Below are 20,290 nucleotides of genomic sequence, written 5' to 3'. Positions count from 1 at the left end.
ATTAAGTTTTAGTTATTAAAATAATTCCTATGCAAATCAAAATATTTTTAAAAATAAGCTTTTCTTAAGTTCCAAAAATGCATTTTACAAAACCTGAAACCCCAATGCATAGGGATCATCCTCTGTATCAATAGTAATTATATTCTGTCCATACACTTTAGCCCAGCCTTCAATACTTGGCCGAATAGCCGCTTTTCCCCCAAGTATTACTTCTTCTTCAATTTTGCCGGTAAATTTACTGCCAATTATGCTTTCATGAATAAATTCATCACCTTTTTTTAATTTCCCTTTGGCATACCATTGCGCCATACGTGCCGAAGTACCCGTGCCGCAAGGGCTGCGGTCAATAGCTTTATCGCCATAAAAAACGGCATTACGTGCAGTAGAAGTTTTATCCAGCACTGCACCCGTCCATAAAATATGACTGCAACCTTTTATCGTTTCATCTTCCGGATGCACAAATTCATATTTATCATTAATGTTTTTTCTTAGTTCTCTTGCCCAGCTTATTAATTTATCAGCAGTATAATTTTCTATTCCTTCGAAGTTTTTTTGTACATCTACAATGGCATAAAAATTTCCACCATAACTCACGTCAACAATTAATTCACCTAACTCAGGGCAATTAACTGTTAATTCTGTTGCTGCTAAATAGGAGGGAACGTTTGTGAGCTTTACAGAATCAACTTTTATTTTCGCTCCAATCTTCTCCATTTCTCTCCCCTTCCGGGTTCCTGCAAAGGAACGAACGTAGTTCAGGCGGGGCTTTGTTTTATACACTATATTTACCAACCCCGCCGGTGCTTCCATCTTTACAATACCCTTTATTTTCGGTTGTATCAATCCTTCTTCAATAGCAATGGTAATAGTGCCAATAGTGCCATGGCCGCACATGGGTAGGCAGCCACTAGTTTCTATAAATAAAACCGCCACATCATTTTCTGGATCATGCGGTGCATATAAAATACTGCCACTCATCATGTCGTGCCCACGGGGTTCGTACATTAATCCTTTTCTTATCCAGTCAAATTCTTTTAAAAAATGCTGGCGTTTTTCGCTCATATTATTGCCATGCAATACCGGGCCACCTTCTTTTACAAGGCGTACAGGATTACCGCAGGTGTGGGCATCAATGCAAGTAAATGTTTGTTTCATTTTACTAAACTCAAAATTATTTTATTTTTTTATAGCCACACCCACCATGCTATCCGCTGTGCCGTAATATAAAAAGTATTGATTTTTAAAATACACCAATCCTTCAATAAATGTTGTGCCAGAAGTATATTGTCCTTTTATTTCGTGCGGCAAATCTGGTTTAATAAAATAAGTAGTACAGCGGTCTAATAATTTTTCAGGATGTTTGGCATCAAACAAAGCCTGGCCGCCGCAATAAATTCCTTTAGCAAGTAAAGGATCTGCATCATCATTTTCTGCATTCTTTCCATTGTACAATAAAACAATTCCTTTGTCAGTTAGTATAGCCGGTGGGCCGGGTTCTACCACATGGCTGTCAAACATTTTTTTTCTTGCAGTAAGTATGGGTGCTAATCCTTTTTTCAAATCAATCACCGGCCTCCAGTTAATTAAATCGGTTGATGTTGCTAAATAAACAGGGCCTTCTCCCCAATACATCCAGTATTTGCCATTAATTTTTGCGGCAACAAATTTTCCATTTTTTAATTTTGTTACCACCGATCCTGATTTACTCCAGGTATTTACATATTTTCCTTTGTAAGCTTTTAAAAAAGCCGGGCCTTGTTTTTTCCAGTGCAATAAATCGTTACTCGTTGCAACACTCAGCCTTGCCACATCACGGTTCCAGCTGGTGTATAGTAAAACATAAGTGCCGTTTTCGTTTTCCACAATCCTTGGGTCTTCGCAACCGCCGGGATAATCGTATTTCATAAATTCGCTGCTGTCGGGGTACAATACCGGCTCAGGATTTTTTTTAAAATGTATGCCATCATCACTCACTGCTATTCCAATCCTGGAAGTACGCATTCCAATGCCAACTCCCGGTAAGTCTTCGGCTCTGAACAATATATATACTTTATTATTTCTTACTATTGCGGCTGGATTAAACACATCTGCTTTTTGCCATTGCACGGTTTGCTTCTTTATCGGGCAGTTAAAAAGAAAATTGGAATCGGCCTGCATAATTGGATTGGTAGCAGGTTTTACAAATTCTCCCAATTGCCAATTAGTAACTTTGGTCTGGCTAAAAGCTGGGCAGCTAAACAGTGTAACAAGGATTAAAATATTTTTCATAAATTGTATTTTTTTAAAGTGAAAATTCCGGTGATTGCTGCACACTACATAAACCGAATATGCGTTTAACATTGTATAGTTACGAAAAAGATTTATTAAACTATGGAACAATACGGAAAGATTTTATTGATTGCCATGCCGGCATTTTTGCTATTGGTGTTATTTGAAAAATGGTATGGCTGGCGCAAAGGAAAAGATACGGTAAATAACATGGATATGATTTCCAGTTTAAGTTCTGGTGTTACCAATGTTACTAAAGACGTGATTGGAGTATATTTCGTTATCCTTTCTTATCCATTTTTATTACGCATGCTGGCGCTTACGCATGTATCCAACACCATTGCTGTGTATGTAATTGCTTTTTTTGCACTTGATTTTGCAGGCTATTGGGTGCATCGTTTGCAGCACAGTGCAAATTTTTTCTGGAATGGCCATATTGTGCATCACAGCAGCGAAGAGTTTAACCTGGCCTGCGCATTGAGGCAAAGTATATCTTCAATCATAAAAACGTTTGCTATTTTTCTTTTACCTGCGGCTTTGTTGGGTGTACCGGCAGAGGTAATTACAATTGTTGCACCGCTGCATTTGTTTGCACAGTTCTGGTACCACACTCAGCACATAAACCGTATGGGATTTTTAGAAAAAATAATTGTTACGCCTTCGCATCACCGGGTGCACCATGCCATTAACCCGGAGTATATTGATAAAAACTACGGGCAGATTTTTATTTTTTGGGATAAATTATTTGGCACTTTTCAGGAAGAGAAAAAAGAAGTGCCGGCGGTTTATGGTATTACAAGGCCTGTGCAAACCTGGAACCCCATAAAAATAAATTTTCAGCATGTATGGCTGCTCGTTAAAGATGCCTGGAGAACTAAAAGCTGGAAAGATAAATTTACTTTATGGTTCAGGCATACAGGTTACCGCCCTGCAGATGTGGCGGCTAAGTATCCTGTTTATAAAATTGAAAATGTGTACGATTTTAAAAAATATGCATCAGCAGAATCTAAACCTTTATTAGTTTGGATATGGATACAATTAATAATGCTGCTGTTATTTGTGAGTTACCTTTTTGCAAATATCGCCAGCATTGGTGCACCGGGCATTTTTATTTACGGCGCTTTTATATTTTTATTTGTGTATGCTTTTACCGAGTTAATGGATGGCAGCAGGGGAGCTATTTTTTGGGAGGTACTAAAAAACACCATTGCCATAAGTTTAATTTTTTTAATGCAGGATTGGTTTGGTGTAAATAAATTTTCTACTGTAATTCCTTATATATTGATAGAGTATTTTGCCATTTCAACATTTGTAACTATTTGGCTGGCGCAGAAAAATGGTAAAACGAATAAAGTACAAGCAACAGTGTAATTAAAATTCAAAACTTGCCTTATCTGCAGGGTTATCCAATTTGGTACTCTTTCTGTTGCCGTCAACCGTTATATGTATAATACCTATCTGTTCTTTTTTGTATTCGTATAAAATATTATTAGTAATATCTATTTTTTGCAACGATGTAATATTTTTTACCTCGTAAAAACTTACAATCCCTTCTTCCTGCTGCTCGTAACCTATAAATTGCAGCGCTACTTTTTTTCCATTGGCAGTTAGTAATAAATGTTTTTGTACATAATCACTCACTAATTTATCCGTGGCTGCTTTATCTTTTGGTTTTAAAAGATCAACAGTGGTTTTATAATTCTGGCGTAATGTTTTTTCAAAATCGTCGGTAAAAATTTTGCAGCTCACCTCCAAAGTTTTATCTTTTGCATTCAATTCAATTTCGGTAACGCTTACAAAAAGAGGGTGAGCCGTCAGTTTTGGTAAAGATTTATCTGCAACTGGCGAAAAATTGACCAAAGCGAAAACTGTTAACCACTTAAATAAAATAGATACCATTTAGCACAGATATTAGTTAATAAAAATTAGATTAGAGATATTTGAACAGCAAAACTAACACAAACATTCAAGCAACAGGCACTTCATGCAGGATTTTGCATTTTATTTTAAATTAGGGTGGCAGCATATTATAAGCCTGGATGCTTTGGATCACCTGTTATTTATACTTGCTTTAAGTGCTATTTATTTGCTAAGCAACTGGCGGCAGGTTTTAGTTTTGGTAACGGCTTTTACCATTGGCCATTCACTTACGCTAGCCTTAAGTGTGTATGAAATACTTGCTGTAAAAGACAGTTTGGTGGAATTTTTAATTCCCTGTACCATTATTATTACGGCGGTATTTAATTTTTTTCAAAAAGATTTTACACCCAAATCTTTACGGTTAAATTATTTTTTAGCTTTGTTTTTTGGGTTGATACACGGTTTGGGCTTTGCCAATACTATACGTTTTATGCTGGCAAAAAATCAGGGTATTGGATGGAGTTTATTTAGTTTTAATATAGGGTTAGAGGCCGGGCAAATTGTAGTGGTGATGTGTATTTTATTATTAAGTTTTTTAATAGTAAATAAATGGCAGGTTAAAAGAAAATGGTGGGTTTGGGCATTGTCGGGTGTAGCTTTTTGCATAGCTTTAAAAATGGTGGTGGAGAGAAATCCTATCCCCTAAAGGGGGAATTGCGAAGATTGAAGTGGATGGCATTAGAAAAATAAAAAATTCAGTAATGCTCAATAAAGAACCAATGTACAAGAGTCCCGAAATAATCGGGATGAGACATGCGACGCCAATAAAGTCAAATAGAATTACTTAAGTTCGTAACAAAAATATAAAACATAAACTACGCTTCACCCCTTCAGGGGATGGGGGCAATAATAAACAAAAGCATGAAACAATTAACAGCCTTAGCTATTTTATTTTCATTTTGTATTTCAGTTGCTGCACAGGATATTAAAAATAATCCCGGCAGTAATCATGGAAACAGGTTTGAACAGTTGGGAACAATTTTGCCAACTCCCAACGAGTATCGTACCGCAAGCGGTGCACCAGGGCCTAAGTACTGGCAGCAGCGCTGCGATTACGATATTGTGTGTGAACTGGATGAACCCAACCGCCGATTAACAGGCAAGGAGACACTAACTTATTACAATAACTCTCCTGATGTGTTAACCTATTTGTGGATTCAGCTGGATGAAAATGAACACAGTACTTTAAATAATTCAGGGTATCAAAACAGTAACATGATGCCAGCCAGAATTAATGAAGCGGATATACAACGCTTTACCGGTAAGGTTGATAAAGACAAAGAATACGGGGACAATGTTACCCGTGTAGCCGACGCCGCTGGTAAGCTTTTAAAATATACCATTAATAAAACTATGATGAGGATCGAATTGCCTCTACCACTAAAACCCGGCCAGCAATTTATTTTTAAAATAGACTGGAATTATTATATAGCCGACCGTATGAAATTCGGAGGCCGTGGCGGGTATGAATTTTTTCCCGAAGATGGTAATGATCTGTTTACCATGACGCAATGGTTTCCACGCCTGTGTGTGTACAGCGATTTTCAGGGATGGCAAAACCACCAGTTTGTGGGCAGCGGCGAGTTTGCATTAACTTTTGGTAATTATAAAGTAGCCATGACGGTTCCTGCAGATCATGTTGTAATGTCAACAGGGCAGGGGCAAAATTTCCAGCAGGTTTTATCGCCTGCACAATTTGCACGCTGGCAAAAAGCACAAACGGCAACTGATGTTACCGAAATTGTAACATTAGATGAAGCTGTTGCAAGAGAAAAACAAAAACTTAAAGAAAAAAAGACCTGGATATTTAAAGCTGATATGGTTCGTGACTTTGCCTGGGGCTCATCAAGAAAATTTGTGTGGGATGCCATGCCTGCAATGGTGGAAGGGAAAAAAGTAATGTGCATGAGTGCGTACGGTAAAGAAGCGTATAGTTTGTACAGGAAGTTTAGTACTAAAGCAGTAGCGCATACCATTAAAACCTATTCCAAATTTACCATTCCGTATCCTTACCCTGTTGCACAAAGTTTAGAGGCTGCTAACGGAATGGAATACCCCATGATATGTTTCAACTTTGGCCGTACCGAAAAAGATGCCAATGGCGTGTACAGTGCCAACAGCACTTACAGTGAGGGAACAAAAAATGGTATGCTGGGTGTGGTGATACATGAAGTGGGCCATAACTTTTTCCCTATGATCATCAACAGCGATGAAAGGCAATGGACATGGATGGATGAAGGGTTAAATTCTTTTTGTGAATATTTAACTGAAGAATTATGGGATAATAAATTTCCGGTAAGCAAAGGCCCTGCTTATAAAATTGTTGATTATATGAAGCTGCCCAAAGATCAATTGGAGCCAATTATGACCAATAGCGAAAACATTATTCAGTTTGGTCCCAATGCTTACAGCAAACCATCAACCGGTTTAAATATTTTAAGAGAAACTATTATGGGCCGTGATCTTTTCGATTATGCTTTTAAAGAATATGCAAGGCGCTGGGCATTTAAACATCCTACACCTGCAGATCTTTTTAGAACAATGGAAGATGCCAGCGGCGAAGATTTGGATTGGTACAGGAGAGGATGGTTTTATGGCACCGAGCCCTGCGATATTTCTTTAGATACTGTGAAGTGGTCAGTGTTAAGTACAGAAAGTGTGAGCAGGCCTGCAAGTGGAGGAGTTACAAAAATGCCCGTAGCAAAACCTATATTAAATACATTTGATGATATTTCTAAAATAAGAAACCGTGAAGATAAAAAGATTGTGTTTGCAACAGATGCCGATGAAAGCTTAAAAGATTTTTACTGGAGATACGATCGTGGGCTTGCAAAAGTGGATAATACACCTTTTGAAATTACCATGCCTGCGCCCAGCACTGATACTTTAACAGAAGCCGAACGTTTTTTTATTGCCGGAAAGAAAAACATGTACGAACTAACGTTTAGCAATAAAGGTGGTTTGGTAATGCCCATAATTATTGAGTGGACATTTAAAGATGGTACTAAAGAAGTGGACAGAATACCGGTACAGGTATGGCGTAAAAACGAAAACAAAGTGGTGAAAACATTTATGAAAGATAAAGAAGTGGCATCGGTAAAATTAGATCCGTTGAGAGAAACGGCTGATATAAACGAAGGCAACAACAGCTGGCCATCAATTACAACAGCCAGCAAGTTTCAATTATTTAAAGGCGCTGGCGGCCGTGGGGCACGTGGTGCTGGCGGAGGCGGTAACCCCATGCAGAAAGAGATTAAAAACTAAAAGCTGAGATAGTAAATTTCAAAAAATCTGTAAGTTTTAAAACGCTTACAGATTTTTTATTTTGTAAGGTGATAAGAATTTTTCTGCAGGTTTTGCAATAAAATTGAACGGCCCGATTAACACCATTTAAAGTTTTGGAAAAATGAAGTTGGATTTCATTTGTATTATTTTAAAAATATTTTGATAAGTAGTGTAATAAATCTTTCCCTCTAACAATCTCCATTAAATTTTTATTTAAAAGGTTTTACTAATAAAACCTTTTAAATAACTTAATCAACAATTACTTTGTATTCCCTACGTCCCGGTCCTTCCATCCCGTACCACTTTTTTCTTGCCTTTATTTTTCTTTTCCCACTCCAGCATTTGGGGCGTCTTCTCTACTTTTTTTGGTTTGGCCTCCACTGCAGCAGCAGTTATTGCTTTAGCACCTGTTTTTTCTAAAAGCCCACGGTCATATTTTTCGCTTTTCACCAAACGTCCACTGCCCGGTTCGTAATACCGCCATTCGCCGTGCCTTACACTATATTGTTCGGCCTTTACAATTTTGTAATCTACAATTTCATTGCTGCCTGTACCGTACACTGCAACAGTATCGTATGGTGCATCGGGGTTGTAGCCACGCCAGCTTTCTTCACGGTATAAATCTCCCAGGTAAGTGTAGTATTGCTGTATGCCATCTTTGCCACCCAGTTTATAATTTTCCACCCCAATAATATCGCCGTTTAAATTATACATACGCCAAATGCCTTCCTTCTTATCATTTTTAAAAAGGCCTTCCTCTTCATAACCAGGTTCGCCACGCAATTCATCAATATGTATTACCCATTTACCCTGTTTTAAATTATTTTTATCAATAGCATTAATGGTATCTCTTTTATCATTTAATTTGTAAGATTTATATTGAGCAGCACCATTCATCAAAAACAAAAATTGAATGATGATCAATAGAAACAATTGCCGTATTTTTAATAATCTCATTTTTATAAAATTTAATTTTTATTTATGTTACCAGCTTCTGCAATTCTATTCGTCTTCATTGGCGTCGCACTCTTGTACATTTGTAATTTTACCGAGCGTAAACAACCCACTATTTCAAAACTTCTTTTCAGCAAATTTACAGTTTTACTTCTTTTTATAAGTGTTAATTCTGTATATGCACAAATCAAGCCAACACCGGCTGCTGAAAGATTAAACGGTTTACAAAAAAGAAAATTGCTGGAAGAAAAATCTTTGTTAAAAAATATTTCCTTCCGCAACATTGGCCCTGTACAAATGAACGGAAGGGTAGTGGATATTGAAGCTAACCCTAATGACCCTACAGAATTTTATGTGGCTTATGCCAGCGGTGGATTATGGTACACCAATACCAACGGCCTTAGTCTTACACCGGTTTTTGATAACGAAGATGCCTTTAGTATTGGGGATGTGGCTGTAAACTGGAACACAAAAACTATTTGGGTAGGCACCGGGGAAGTTAACAGCAGCCGTTCTTCTTACAGCGGCACCGGAGTTTATAAAAGCAGCGACAATGGAAAAAGCTGGCAATATTTGGGCTTACCAGAAAGCCATCATATTGGTAAAATAGTATTGCACCCCATCAACAATAATATTGCATGGGTGGCAGCACTCGGCCATTTATATTCTGCCAGTAAAGAACGTGGCGTTTATAAAACTATTGATGGAGGCAAAACATGGAAACAAACTTTATTTGTAGATGATAACACCGGCGCAGTAGAAATGGATATCAATAATAATAATCCTAATGAAATTTATGCAGCAACATGGTACAGGGAACGCAGGGCATGGGACTGGAAAGAAAGCGGAAAAACTTCTGCCATTTATAAAAGTAGCGACGGTGGAGATACATGGAAGTCTGTAACCTTACCCGGCAGTGGTTTTGCCACCGGCGAAAAATTAGGCAGAATTGGTGTGGCCGTTTTTCAAAAAAATCCAAATATTGTTTATGCAGTAATTGATAACAACAATTTAAAACCAGATACAGCAAAGAAAAAAATTGACAGCACAAAATATAATTTAGACGATTTTAAAAATATCAGCAAAGAGAAATTTGCAGAACTGAATGATAAAAAATTAGACAGTTTTTTAATAAGAAATAATTTTGATGTAAAATACCGTTCGGCCTCTGTAAAAGAATTAGTAAAAAATGATAAGGTAAAACCAACAGCCGTGTACGAATGGCTGGTAGCTGATGATGGTTTTCAAAACGCAGGCATTATTGGCTGCGAAGTTTACCGTAGTGATGATGCCGGGATGAACTGGAGAAAAGCCAATACAAAAGAGATCACCACATTTAATACCTACGGTTATTATTTTGCAAAGCTTAGTTTATCTGCCACCGATGAAAATAAAGTAGTGGTATTGGGTTATAATTGTATTTACAGCAGCGATGGGGGCAAAACATTTAAAGTAACTGATAAAAATGCAACGCATGCCGATTGGCATGCCTGCTGGATAAACCCTAACCGAGACGGGCACTGGATTGCAGGCAATGATGGCGGCTGTAATATTACTTACGATTATGGCAAGCATTGGTTTAAAGTAAACAATAATGCTGTTGGGCAATTTTATGGCATTACTACCGACGACGCTAAGCCGTATAACGTTTACGGTGGCCTGCAGGATAATGGTACCTGGTTTGGCAGCAGTAAATTAAATAATAATTTTGGCGGCGATGATGATGAAGATGGAGAAAAAGAAGATGGTCCCGATGCATACGCATGGAAAGGTATTGGCGGCGGCGATGGTATGCAGGTGCAGGTAGATACCAGAGATAATAAAACAGTGTACGCCGGTTTTCAATTTGGGTATTATGGCAGAAGGAATACAGAAATTGGCGGCAGGGGATTAAGCATACATCCCATGCATGATTTAGGCGAACAAAAATTGCGGTATAACTGGCAAACACCTATTTGGTTAAGCAAACATGCACCCGATGTTTTTTATTATGGTACCAATAAATTACACCGCAGTTTAAATAAAGGCGAAAAGATGGAAGCCATCAGCGGCGATTTAACCAATGGCAAACACGATGGCAAAATTCCTTTTGGTACATTAACCACCATTGTAGAATCGCCAATGAAATTTGGATTAATTTATGTGGGCAGCGATGATGGCAACATACAGGTAACAAAAGACGGCGGTTATAATTTTACAAAAATAAACGTAAACATAAAAAATGTTCCGCAGGGTTTGTATGTAAGCCGTGTTATGCCATCGATGTATAAAGAATCGAGAGTGTATGCCACATTAAATGGTTACCGCAACGATAATTTTACAGCATATTTATTTGTTAGTGAAGATTACGGTGCTACCTGGATGCAACTGGGAAATGATTTGCCAGCCGAACCTTTAAACGTAATAAAAGAAGATCCTAAAAAAGAAAATATTATTTATGTGGGCAGCGATAATGGCCTGTATGCATCATTTGATATGGGCAAAACATTTATGACAGTGGGGAATAATTTGCCCCGTGTGCCTGTGCATGATATTGCCATACAGCAAAGAGATAACGAATTGGTGGTAGGCACACACGGCCGCAGTATTTACATCACTAAATTAGATGCAGTGCAGGCTGCGTATGAAAAAACAAAAAAATAAATTCATTTCTTAAACTAAATTTTTTACAGTGGCTGGTGTTTTAACCAGCCACTTTTATTTTACTGCTGTTTGATACAGTGTTGATTATGATTAAGCTATTTGCCGGTGCTTAGTGGCATTGTTTTTGCCGATTTTATAAATGATATCCATCATTTTTACTACTGCTGCAAATCATATGTACAATCTTGCTGCAAAAGTAATTTTATAGTAATCTTTAAAACTTATCAGTTATGAAAAAGATAATAATTGCATTAGATGGCGAACATTTTCCCAAAGGCGCATTTGAATTTGCCAAATACGTCAACAATCAAAAAGAAATATTACTGGCAGGCGTTTTTTTAAGCCCGGTTGATTATTCAAAACTAATGGCTTACTCAAGTGGTATGGAAGGGATTGCCATCATGCCGGAATTACTGACGAAAAATGATGATGATGAGGTAGTAAATAAAAACATTCATTTGTTTGAAGATGCCTGCATTACTGAAGACATACAGTACAGGGTGCATAAAGATTTGGACATGATGGCGCTTTCTTCTTTAGTGGAAGAAACCCGTTTTGCTGATGTACTTTTAGTGAGCAGCGAATTATTTTTTAAAAACGTTGAAACAACACAACCCAATTATTACCTGGAAGAATTATTGAAAAAAGCAGAATGCCCGGTGATGCTGATACCGGAAAAATTTGAAGAGCCAGGACAAATTTTACTGAGTTATGATGGCGGCCAATCCAGCATTTTTGCTATTAAACAATTTGCTTATCTTTTTCCGGAGCTGGTAAATAAAAAAAGTATGCTGGTAACAGTAACTGAAGATGATAAAGAGGAATTACCCGAATATGTGATGATGAATGAATTGGTGGCAAGTCATTATCCGGCGCTGGAATTGCAAAATTTAAAAATGGACAGTAAAAAACATTTTGTTGACTGGCTCGCAGAGCAACCCAACAGTTTTATTGTAATGGGTGCTTTTTCAAGAAGTATGTTTTCTGAATTGTTTAAAAAGAGCTTTGCAAAAGATATAATTCGTGAAATAAAAATGCCACTTTTTATTTCTCATAAATAAAAATAATAAATGCTAAAAACAGAAAAGCACCAGTATTTTTTTGAAGTGCAGTTAAACTGGCAGGAAGGCCGTAAAGGGATACTTACTGCCAACGATGTAAAAGATACTATCAAAGTAGCTACACCGCCGGAGTTTGCAGGCGGTGTGCCGGATATGTGGAGCCCCGAGCATTTATTTTTAAGTTCGTTAAGCAGTTGCTTTATGACAACTTACCTTGCCATTGCAGAAAAAAGGAAATTCTCCATTGCTGATTTTGAATGCAATGCCATAGGGCAAATTAATTTGGTAGAAGGCCATTTAGAATTTACAACTGTAAATCTTTTTCCAAAAATATTTGTAGAAAAAGAAGAAGATATTGTTGTTGCCAACGACATACTCACTAAAACTTATAAACACTGCATTATAGCAAACTCAATCAAACCCCACCTTATTCATCACGGCGAAGTGCTTGTAGATAAACATGTTTTAAAATAGTTTAATTATTTTACTGAAAAATAATTAGGTTTAGGTAGAAATAATGCCAATGATAGATTCCGAAACTAAACCTGCAGTAAAAGAAGAAATAAAATTTTTAGAAGGCCCCCAGAGCCGCTGGGAAGAATTTAAGTTTGCCATTAAAGTATTGTTTGAATTTATAAAGGGCTTCAGGGCTTTGCATTTTGTTGGGCCATGCGTTACCGTATTTGGCTCGGCAAGGTTTAAAGATGGTCATCCTTATTATGAAATGGCCGAAATACTCTCCGGTAAAATTGCACAATTAGGTTTTACAATAATGACGGGTGGTGGCCCCGGCATAATGGAAGCCGCCAATAAAGGTGCTAAAGCAGTGGGTGGAAGAAGTGTTGGCTGCAATATTGTTTTACCAATAGAACAGCATCCTAATCCATACCTGGATAAATGGGTAAACATCCGCTACTTTTTTGTACGTAAAACTTTGCTGCTTAAATATTCTTACGCTTTTGTGGTAATGCCCGGCGGCTTTGGTACATTGGATGAATATTTTGAGGCTCTTACTTTAATTCAAACAAAAAAAATAAGTGAATTCCCTGTTGTAATTTTTGATACCGTTTTTCATAAAGAATTAATAGAACATATTGCTTTAATGAAAAATAAATCTACCATCTCTGATAGCGATACCCATCTTTTTTTAGTTACCGATTCAATTGACGAAGCGGTGGAGTATATCAAACAAAATAGTGTGGTAAAATTTAACCTCAAAACTCAAAAGCCTTACAAACCTTTTAGCTGGCTGTTCGAAAAATAAATTAAGCTATTTGCTATTTTATTTTTGGAGCATTTTTTTATTGGTTAGTGCCAATCAGAAATTGAAAGAATACTGTCAGCCTGAGCTTGTCGGAGGCGGGTTGACTCTTACATCGGTTTCGACAATCTCAACCTGACATTTTTTTAATCGGATAGATTCAATGTTTAATTTGTATTAATGCCTGGTTAAAATTTAGCTCAATTAAATATAGAGCATTCAAAATAGCTTTTATCAATTCCTGATTTATCTCATACATCTTTTTGACGCTGGTCATTTTAATTTTTCTGCTTACAAGGCATCTTTGTGTAATAAACAGCATTATGAAACATACATTGCTTTTAGACGAAACAAAATGCAGGTTATTCATAAATGAGAATGCCGGCTGGCAAAATGCAATAAAAGCACAGGTAAAAGAAATACCTCAATTAAAAATAATGCTTGAAAATGTGCAAAATGCGGATATCGTAAATGGACCAGCTGATAAAACCGGAACTGATATTTTCTTTAACAGCGAATTAATGCAGCAGCAAAACGAAATGAAAAAATTAGACGAAGCAATAGAAGAACAGCAAAAAAGACTTTTGCAGGATTGTGATTTAAAAAATCAGCAGGATATTGATGCATTTTGCACACAGGATATTTTGCGGCAAAGGATAAAGGCCATAGAAAAAACATATATCGATCTTAAATGCAATTTCATGAATTATTTATCAACCATATCTTAAATACAATTTTATGCAATGCAATGTAGGTAATACCGACAGGTCAGTTAGATACACGCTGGCTATTTTAATTGGGGTGGCGGGGCTTTATTATGCAAGCTGGTGGGGATTGCTTGCAATCGTGCCACTGCTTACAGGTGTAATTTCTTTTTGCCCCATTTATAAAATATTGGGCATAAATACCTGTGCTAAAAAAAGTGTTCAATAGTTTCTGTCTTTAAAGCTGCTGTATAATATTATATGGCGGCTTTTATTTTTTAAATTCCGCTTTATTAAAACAATATCAAACATACCAACTAAATGTTATCATTGCGGCGAAAACTGCGATGATAAGAGCATAGCTATTGAAGAAAAAAACTTTTGCTGCCAGGGGTGTAAACAGGTTTTTTTGCTTCTCAGCCAAAATGATCTTTGTGTATATTACAACTTTGATAAAAATCCCGGTATAAAAGCAAAAGGTAAATTTGTAAGCGAACGTTTTGCTTATCTCGATGACGAGATCATCAAAAATAAATTGGTGCAGTTCAGCAGCCCCTCACAAATTAATGTAACTTTTTCGCTGCCGCAAATGCATTGCTCTTCCTGTATTTTTTTATTAGAGAACCTGCACCGTATTGATACAGGCATAACAAAATCGCAAACTAATTTTCAGCGTAAAGAAGTCTTTATCATTTTCGATCCGCAAAAAATATCCTTGCGTAAAGTAGTGGAGTTGCTGGCTTTTATTGGCTACGAACCCAATATCAGTTTAAAAGATACCGTATCGAAAAAATCAACCAAATTTAACAAAAAACAAATTTATAAAATTGGTGTGGCAGGTTTTTGTTTTGCCAATATCATGATGCTGAGTTTTCCTGAATATTTCAGCAGCGGCAATATAGAACAGAATGGATTGAAGGAAACTTTTACATGGCTCAACTTTTTTTTATCAATACCAGTTTTATTTTTTAGTGCTTCCGGGTTTTTTATTTCGGCTGTAAAAGGTTTGCGGCAGCGGTTTTTAAATATTGATGCACCCATTGCATTAGCGATTACGGTTACTTACGCAAGAAGTTATTATGAAATTATCAGTGGTCATGGTGCAGGTTATTTAGATAGTGGAACAGGCATTGTTTTTTTTATGCTCATTGGCAGATGGTTCCAGGATAAAACTTACGATTCTTTTTCTTTCGACAGGGATTACCGTTCTTATTTTCCCCTGGGAGTAACAGTAATTAAAGACAGTATCGAAAAAAATATTCCTGTTACACAATTACAAAAAGGCAATAGAATTATTATACGTAACGAAGAAATGATTCCTGCAGATGCCATTTTAATGAGTGGTAATGCCAGTGTAGATTACAGTTTTGTCAGCGGCGAAAATACACCGGTACAAAAATTAAATGGTGAGTTGATCTATGCAGGCGGCAAACAGTTGGGCAGTGCGATAGAACTGGAAGTGGCTGGAGAAGTTTCTCAAAGCTATATTACCCAACTTTGGAACAATGATATTTTTGCAAGTAAAAAAAATACAGAAAAATCTTTCATTCATCCCTGGAGCAGGTATTTTACGTTGACTTTATTTACGGTTGCAATTATTACTTTAATTTTTTGGTGGATAAATGATCCTTCAAAAATTTTACCAGCTGTTTCATCAGTTTTAATTGTTGCCTGCCCCTGTTCATTATTGCTATCTGCAACATTTACTTACGGTAATATGCTCCGCATATTTGGTAAAAATAAATTGTACTTAAAAAATGCAGGCGTTATAGAAGCACTTGCAAAAATTAATAGGGTTGTTTTTGATAAAACAGGAACCCTCACCCATAACAAATCCTCGTTGGTAAATTATGAAGGCACACCATTAACCGAAAAGGAGTTGGTTGCAGTAAAAAATATTACACGGCAATCGGCTCACCCTTTAAGTAAAATAATTACAGCGTGGTTACAAAATGGTTCAATGAAAATGGAACCGGTTCAGCATTTTAAAGAGTATGCCGGTAAAGGAATGGAAGCAACAGTAAATGATGTAAATGTAAAAATGGGTTCTGCAAGTTTTATTAATCAGTTTAGTAATGGCTTTGTTACATACGATACCGGCACACATGTGCATGTAATGATGAATAATGTACACATGGGCCGCTTTAATGTAAGCAACCAATACCGCAGCGGAATAAATAAACTGGTAAAACAATTGGAGAGTAAAAATTTTGATTGCTATGTTTTATCAGGGGATAATGATTCGGAAAAAGAAAATCTGCAAAATATATTTGGAAAAAAAGCCGTTCTTCAATTCTATCAATCACCGCAACAAAAACTGGAGTTTATTAAAACACTTCAGCAAAAGCAGCAAAATGTGCTAATGCTGGGTGACGGATTGAACGATGCCGGTGCTTTAATGCAAAGTAACGTAGGCATTGCTGTAAGCGACAATACTACACAATTTTCTCCGGCCTGCGATGCTATTTTAGACGGCACTAATGTAAAACTGCTGGATAAGTTTATTGCTTTTGCTAAATCAGGTAAAAACATTGTTACAGCAAGTTTCATTCTTTCTATTTTGTATAATTTCGCAGGATTATCATTTGCAGTACAAGGGATTTTATCTCCAATGGTAGCAGCCATTCTTATGCCTGCAAGCAGTATTAGTATTGTTATATTGGTTACTGTTTTAACTTCCGCCAGTGCAAAACTAAAAAGCCTGTAATAATTTACTATTACAGGCCCAACTATTTAAAAGTACTTAGAATATTAATTTACTAAAATTGAGTGACTAAGTTTTCTGCAAGCGGAAATAATAAATTATTTTCCAGGTGTACATGTTTGTGCAGGTCTTCTTCAAACTCTTTTAATTCTGCAAGGCAAACTTTAAATGTTGTACAGGCATCTTCTGGTGCTGTGTAGTTGCCGGTTAATGTTCTTATTTCATACAATAATGTTCCTGCATGGTCGTGTTCCATCTCCAAAACATTTACCGGGGCGCTAATGTATCCGGCTCCGGGTTTTGTTATTGGTTCTTTTTTTATCTGGTGCTCCAGATCTTTAATTCTTGGAAATAGAACCCCTTCCTCTTTTTGCATGTGCAGGGTCATCTCTTCTTTTATAGCAGTAAATATTTCAAACACTTTAATCATGTATGGAAAACGGTCGCCATGTTTTGCTACCACTTTTTCTATATGTGATAAAATTCCGGGCATACTTTGTTTTACATAAAAATGATGATGGATTAAAATATAGCTAATAAGCTGTTCTGCATTCATTTCAGTAAAAGGCAATTGTATTTTTTTTTCTGTATCAGTTGCGCCTTCTAATTCTTTTAAAAGATCTTCTACTGATAACCCTTTTTCATTGCAGGCTTCTGCAAGTGTTCTTTTGCCTTTACAGCAAAAATCGAGATGGTGTTTTTCCAAAACCGGCACTGCCTGGTGGTTAAGGGTTACAATGGATGCTAATGTTTGATTCGCTAAGTTTATCATAATATATAATTTTCACAAAGGTGTTTATCTTTATTAAAATCAATTATGATTGAAATCAGTTTACTTTTTTATTTTTTGATTAGTTACTAAAATTAACAATCCTGTAAACATAATGATTGCTGCAATTAACAAAGCCTCATTTATAAAAGGGATGGTAATGTAGTTTAAAGCAGCAACACCCTGCGTCATTAAAAAAACTTCGTTGATTATGATGCCAACTGCAAAAATACCTGTACCAGTAATGGATCTTTTATTTATTAGTATGGATTTTACTGCAAACATATATCCCAAAATAAATAAAGTAATAATGCCCAGTAGTACCAAATGCAAATAGCCAATAACAATTGGCCTGAAACCAAATGCCAGATCGCTGAGTGATGGAATGGTAGAGCCCAGCTGCAACAGTAGTTTAATGCTTAATGCAACGGCAGAAAAAATCAACAACCATTTAGCAATAACGGGCATAGTTTTGTTTAATGTAAAAGCTTGTTTTTTTATGATGCCCACCATATATATCCAGCCCAAAATTTGTGCAATTGCTGCAGCAATAACTAAAAGATAAACCCATAATGGAATGGGCATCCACAAGGTGGATAAAAAGTATGCTGGCAAAACTGCCGCTGCAAATAAAATAAAAATTCTATTTAAAATAACCGGCCGGGCATCAATGGAAACTTTTGAACTGATTAAACCCATGCAGGCAAAAAAGAACCAGCCATTGTATTGAAAGTGTAAGTAAAAATATTCTGCAGCCAGGTACCAGTTTTGATGTATAATTTTTTCTATCCGCATAAAAGCCAAACCAAAAGCACCCAGCGAAGCGAAGGCATTTAATACTACCGCAGCTTTAAACCACCAGGCAACAATATTTTTTTCTGAAATGGTATTTAAATCTTTCCAGTACATAATTGCAAACGCATACGATACAAATATGGAAAGTGTAGAAAAGGTTATAGAATAAGCTCCATATCCCTGTACAGGAAATGTAACCAGCATGCCAAATGCTGTAAAAAGATTTGCATTTAAAATAAAGCGGTATTTTTTAAAAATATTTTCGCCCTTTTTATTGGCAATATATACCACCAGCAAAACCATTAATGACTGCGTTATCCATCCGGTAAAAGCAAAATGAGAGTGGCCGTGCAATAAATGTTTTTGATCTATAAAGGGCAATGAAAATGCGATCTTGTACCTTAGTATCACACCAATGGTTGCTACCAGCAGTAAATTAAATAAACAAATTTTTATCCAGCGTTGTAAATAAAAAGCCATAACAAATATTTAATTCATAAACTTTATTGCAGATCATTTTTTAAGCGATTGAAACTTTCACTAACAATAAACCTTGCCTTTATCAATTACCAACCGGCCTTTTGTTTGTAAACTTTTAATGGTACGTATTACAGTTTCTACCCTTAAACCGGTCATGTCGGCAATTTGCTGGCGGGTTAAATTAATACGGTTACACTTGGGGCAAATATTTTTTTTAGTTTGTTTAAAATAACTAAGCAGGGTAGATATACTGTGCTCCGGGTTGTGATTGGCCATCTCCTTTAAAATAAAAAATTTAAATCGTAAGCGCTGGGTTAGCTGTTTACTAAAGGCAAGATGTATTTCCGGGCTTTCTTTTATCAACTCATGAAAAGTATGACGTTGCAGGCGAATGATAACCGAGTCTTCATTAGCAATAGCTGTTGCAGCAAAGGGTTCATCATCAAACAAAGGCAGCTCTCCAAAACTTTCACCGGGGTCAATAATAATTTGTAAAAATTCTTTGCCATCATCATTAATATTTACCCAGCGGACGCTGCCACTTACCAACTGGTAATAAAATTGCGATGCCCCACCTTCCTGAAAAATTATTTCGTTTGCAGTTACTTTTTTAAATGCTGCTCCCCATGCCAGCAAAGTGTCAATATCAATCATCTTAAATGAAAATTTAGGTATGCTTAATTTGACCCAATATCAGCGTATCAGGCTTTGGAGAAAATGACAGGTATTATACCAGCATGTGATTAAAATCATATCCTGTTTACCCGGTAATGTTTTTTTTTGGCTTCTTAATGATGATGGAACTGTCTAAGACATTTCCGTAACGGGGAAGAAAATTTAGAGAAGGAATTTTTATTGTTATGATTCTACGCATAAAGGTACAACTATATCGGGTGTAATGTTGTAAAATCATTTTTACAAACAAAAAAGAATTATCATGAAAAAATTAGCAATCATTTTTAGCGCAGCAGTTTTTGTAGCTGCCTGCGGTACCGGTGCAGGTGCCGATACAAAAGCTGAAACCGATACAAAAACTACTGCAACAGACAATGGCAATCCATCTTACGATCCTAAAAGGGGAGAAGGAAAATTTAATAATGTAGAAGTTGGTGCTACACTGGATGCAGCCATGGCAGCCACAGGCGAAAAAGTTTACGGTGTTAAATGCAGCAGCTGCCACAAACTTACCGATGAAAAATTAGTAGGCCCGGGATGGAAAGGAGTTACCTCACGCCGCACCCCGGAGTGGGTAATGAATTTTGTTACTAATACAGATGAGATGCTGAATAAAGATCCGGCTGCACAGGCACAATTAGAAATTTGTTTGGTGCGTATGCCTAATCAAAATTTAGCCGATGCAGATGCAAGGGGTTTGTACGAATTTATGCGTAAGAATGATGGAGTAAAATAAATTACCAGATCAAAAAAAATAAAAGGTAAGTATTT

18 protein-coding genes are annotated in these 20,290 nt (G+C 36.6%); 11 read left to right on the top strand and 7 right to left on the bottom strand.

Annotated elements, in window-relative coordinates:
- Nucleotides 1–84 precede the first annotated feature (84 nt).
- Together ACY651_RS05730 and ACY651_RS05725 are read right to left on the bottom strand one after the other, a co-directional pair.
- A complete protein-coding gene (locus ACY651_RS05730; protein ID WP_462250619.1) occupies nt 85–1,155 on the bottom strand; it encodes a hydroxyproline-2-epimerase in 1,071 nt (356 codons plus the stop codon).
- A gap of 21 nt (nt 1,156–1,176) precedes the next feature.
- Nucleotides 1,177–2,268 carry a glycoside hydrolase family 130 protein gene (locus ACY651_RS05725; RefSeq protein WP_462250617.1) on the bottom strand — a complete coding sequence of 364 codons (1,092 nt, stop codon included), beginning with the start codon at nt 2,266–2,268 and terminating at the stop codon, nt 1,177–1,179.
- Between the two features lie 102 nt (nt 2,269–2,370).
- Here ACY651_RS05725 and ACY651_RS05720 point away from each other — a divergent pair, with 102 nt between their 5' ends.
- Nucleotides 2,371–3,639 (top strand): sterol desaturase family protein, encoded by a 1,269-nt coding sequence (locus ACY651_RS05720; protein WP_462250615.1) that lies wholly within the window; start codon nt 2,371–2,373, stop codon nt 3,637–3,639.
- On the opposite strand, the gene ACY651_RS05715 is transcribed toward ACY651_RS05720, so the two are convergent.
- On the bottom strand, nt 3,640–4,167 hold the full coding sequence (locus ACY651_RS05715) for a DUF6702 family protein (RefSeq protein ID WP_462250613.1): 528 nt from the start codon (nt 4,165–4,167) through the stop codon (nt 3,640–3,642).
- 85 nt (nt 4,168–4,252) lie between these two features.
- Here ACY651_RS05715 and ACY651_RS05710 point away from each other — a divergent pair, with 85 nt between their 5' ends.
- Both ACY651_RS05710 and ACY651_RS05705 read left to right on the top strand, forming a co-directional pair.
- Nucleotides 4,253–4,834, top strand: coding sequence for a HupE/UreJ family protein (locus ACY651_RS05710; RefSeq protein WP_462250611.1), 582 nt, complete (start codon nt 4,253–4,255; stop codon nt 4,832–4,834).
- A gap of 215 nt (nt 4,835–5,049) precedes the next feature.
- Nucleotides 5,050–7,452, top strand: a complete 2,403-nt coding sequence (locus tag ACY651_RS05705; RefSeq protein WP_462250609.1) for a M1 family metallopeptidase — start codon at nt 5,050–5,052, stop codon at nt 7,450–7,452.
- A 294-nt stretch (nt 7,453–7,746) separates the two neighbouring features.
- On the opposite strand, the gene ACY651_RS05700 is transcribed toward ACY651_RS05705, so the two are convergent.
- Nucleotides 7,747–8,430, bottom strand: coding sequence for a toxin-antitoxin system YwqK family antitoxin (locus ACY651_RS05700; RefSeq protein WP_462250607.1), 684 nt, complete (start codon nt 8,428–8,430; stop codon nt 7,747–7,749).
- Between the two features lie 24 nt (nt 8,431–8,454).
- On the opposite strand from ACY651_RS05700, the gene ACY651_RS05695 reads away from it, so the two are divergent.
- The 7 genes from ACY651_RS05695 to ACY651_RS05665 all read left to right on the top strand — a co-directional run bounded on the left by ACY651_RS05695 (nt 8,455) and on the right by ACY651_RS05665 (nt 16,803).
- Nucleotides 8,455–11,070 (top strand): VPS10 domain-containing protein, encoded by a 2,616-nt coding sequence (locus tag ACY651_RS05695; protein ID WP_462250605.1) that lies wholly within the window; start codon nt 8,455–8,457, stop codon nt 11,068–11,070.
- Nucleotides 11,071–11,300: 230 nt separating this feature from the next.
- Nucleotides 11,301–12,131 carry a hypothetical protein gene (locus ACY651_RS05690; RefSeq protein WP_462250603.1) on the top strand — a complete coding sequence of 277 codons (831 nt, stop codon included), beginning with the start codon at nt 11,301–11,303 and terminating at the stop codon, nt 12,129–12,131.
- A gap of 9 nt (nt 12,132–12,140) precedes the next feature.
- The gene (locus ACY651_RS05685; RefSeq protein WP_462250601.1) at nt 12,141–12,605 is read left to right on the top strand and encodes an OsmC family protein; all 465 of its coding nucleotides are present in this window, start codon (nt 12,141–12,143) and stop codon (nt 12,603–12,605) included.
- A 49-nt stretch (nt 12,606–12,654) separates the two neighbouring features.
- Entirely contained in the window at nt 12,655–13,395 is a 741-nt protein-coding gene (locus ACY651_RS05680; protein ID WP_462250599.1) for an LOG family protein, read from the top strand.
- Between the two features lie 320 nt (nt 13,396–13,715).
- Complete coding sequence (locus ACY651_RS05675; protein WP_462250597.1) at nt 13,716–14,120, top strand: hypothetical protein; 405 nt, start codon at nt 13,716–13,718, stop codon at nt 14,118–14,120.
- A gap of 10 nt (nt 14,121–14,130) precedes the next feature.
- Nucleotides 14,131–14,325 (top strand): YgaP family membrane protein, encoded by a 195-nt coding sequence (locus ACY651_RS05670; RefSeq protein ID WP_462250595.1) that lies wholly within the window; start codon nt 14,131–14,133, stop codon nt 14,323–14,325.
- Between the two features lie 63 nt (nt 14,326–14,388).
- Nucleotides 14,389–16,803 carry a heavy metal translocating P-type ATPase gene (locus ACY651_RS05665; RefSeq protein ID WP_462250639.1) on the top strand — a complete coding sequence of 805 codons (2,415 nt, stop codon included), beginning with the start codon at nt 14,389–14,391 and terminating at the stop codon, nt 16,801–16,803.
- A 52-nt stretch (nt 16,804–16,855) separates the two neighbouring features.
- On the opposite strand, the gene ric is transcribed toward ACY651_RS05665, so the two are convergent.
- Genes ric through ACY651_RS05650 form a run of 3 tightly spaced genes read right to left on the bottom strand, consistent with a single transcriptional unit; the run spans nt 16,856 to nt 19,498 of the window.
- Nucleotides 16,856–17,572, bottom strand: a complete 717-nt coding sequence (gene ric / locus ACY651_RS05660; RefSeq protein WP_462250593.1) for an iron-sulfur cluster repair di-iron protein — start codon at nt 17,570–17,572, stop codon at nt 16,856–16,858.
- Nucleotides 17,573–17,632: 60 nt separating this feature from the next.
- On the bottom strand, nt 17,633–18,844 hold the full coding sequence (locus ACY651_RS05655; RefSeq protein WP_462250591.1) for a hypothetical protein: 1,212 nt from the start codon (nt 18,842–18,844) through the stop codon (nt 17,633–17,635).
- Between the two features lie 60 nt (nt 18,845–18,904).
- Nucleotides 18,905–19,498, bottom strand: a complete 594-nt coding sequence (locus ACY651_RS05650) for a Crp/Fnr family transcriptional regulator (protein WP_462250589.1) — start codon at nt 19,496–19,498, stop codon at nt 18,905–18,907.
- 283 nt (nt 19,499–19,781) lie between these two features.
- Between ACY651_RS05650 and ACY651_RS05645 the strand changes: the two genes are divergently transcribed.
- Nucleotides 19,782–20,255, top strand: a complete 474-nt coding sequence (locus ACY651_RS05645; protein WP_462250587.1) for a c-type cytochrome — start codon at nt 19,782–19,784, stop codon at nt 20,253–20,255.
- The last annotated feature ends 35 nt before the right edge of the window (nt 20,256–20,290 follow it).

Source organism: Ferruginibacter sp., from assembly GCF_031391665.1.
In the GTDB taxonomy this organism is placed as follows: Bacteria; Bacteroidota; Bacteroidia; order Chitinophagales; family Chitinophagaceae; genus Ferruginibacter.
This window is presented reverse-complemented; position numbering and strand designations above follow the sequence as displayed.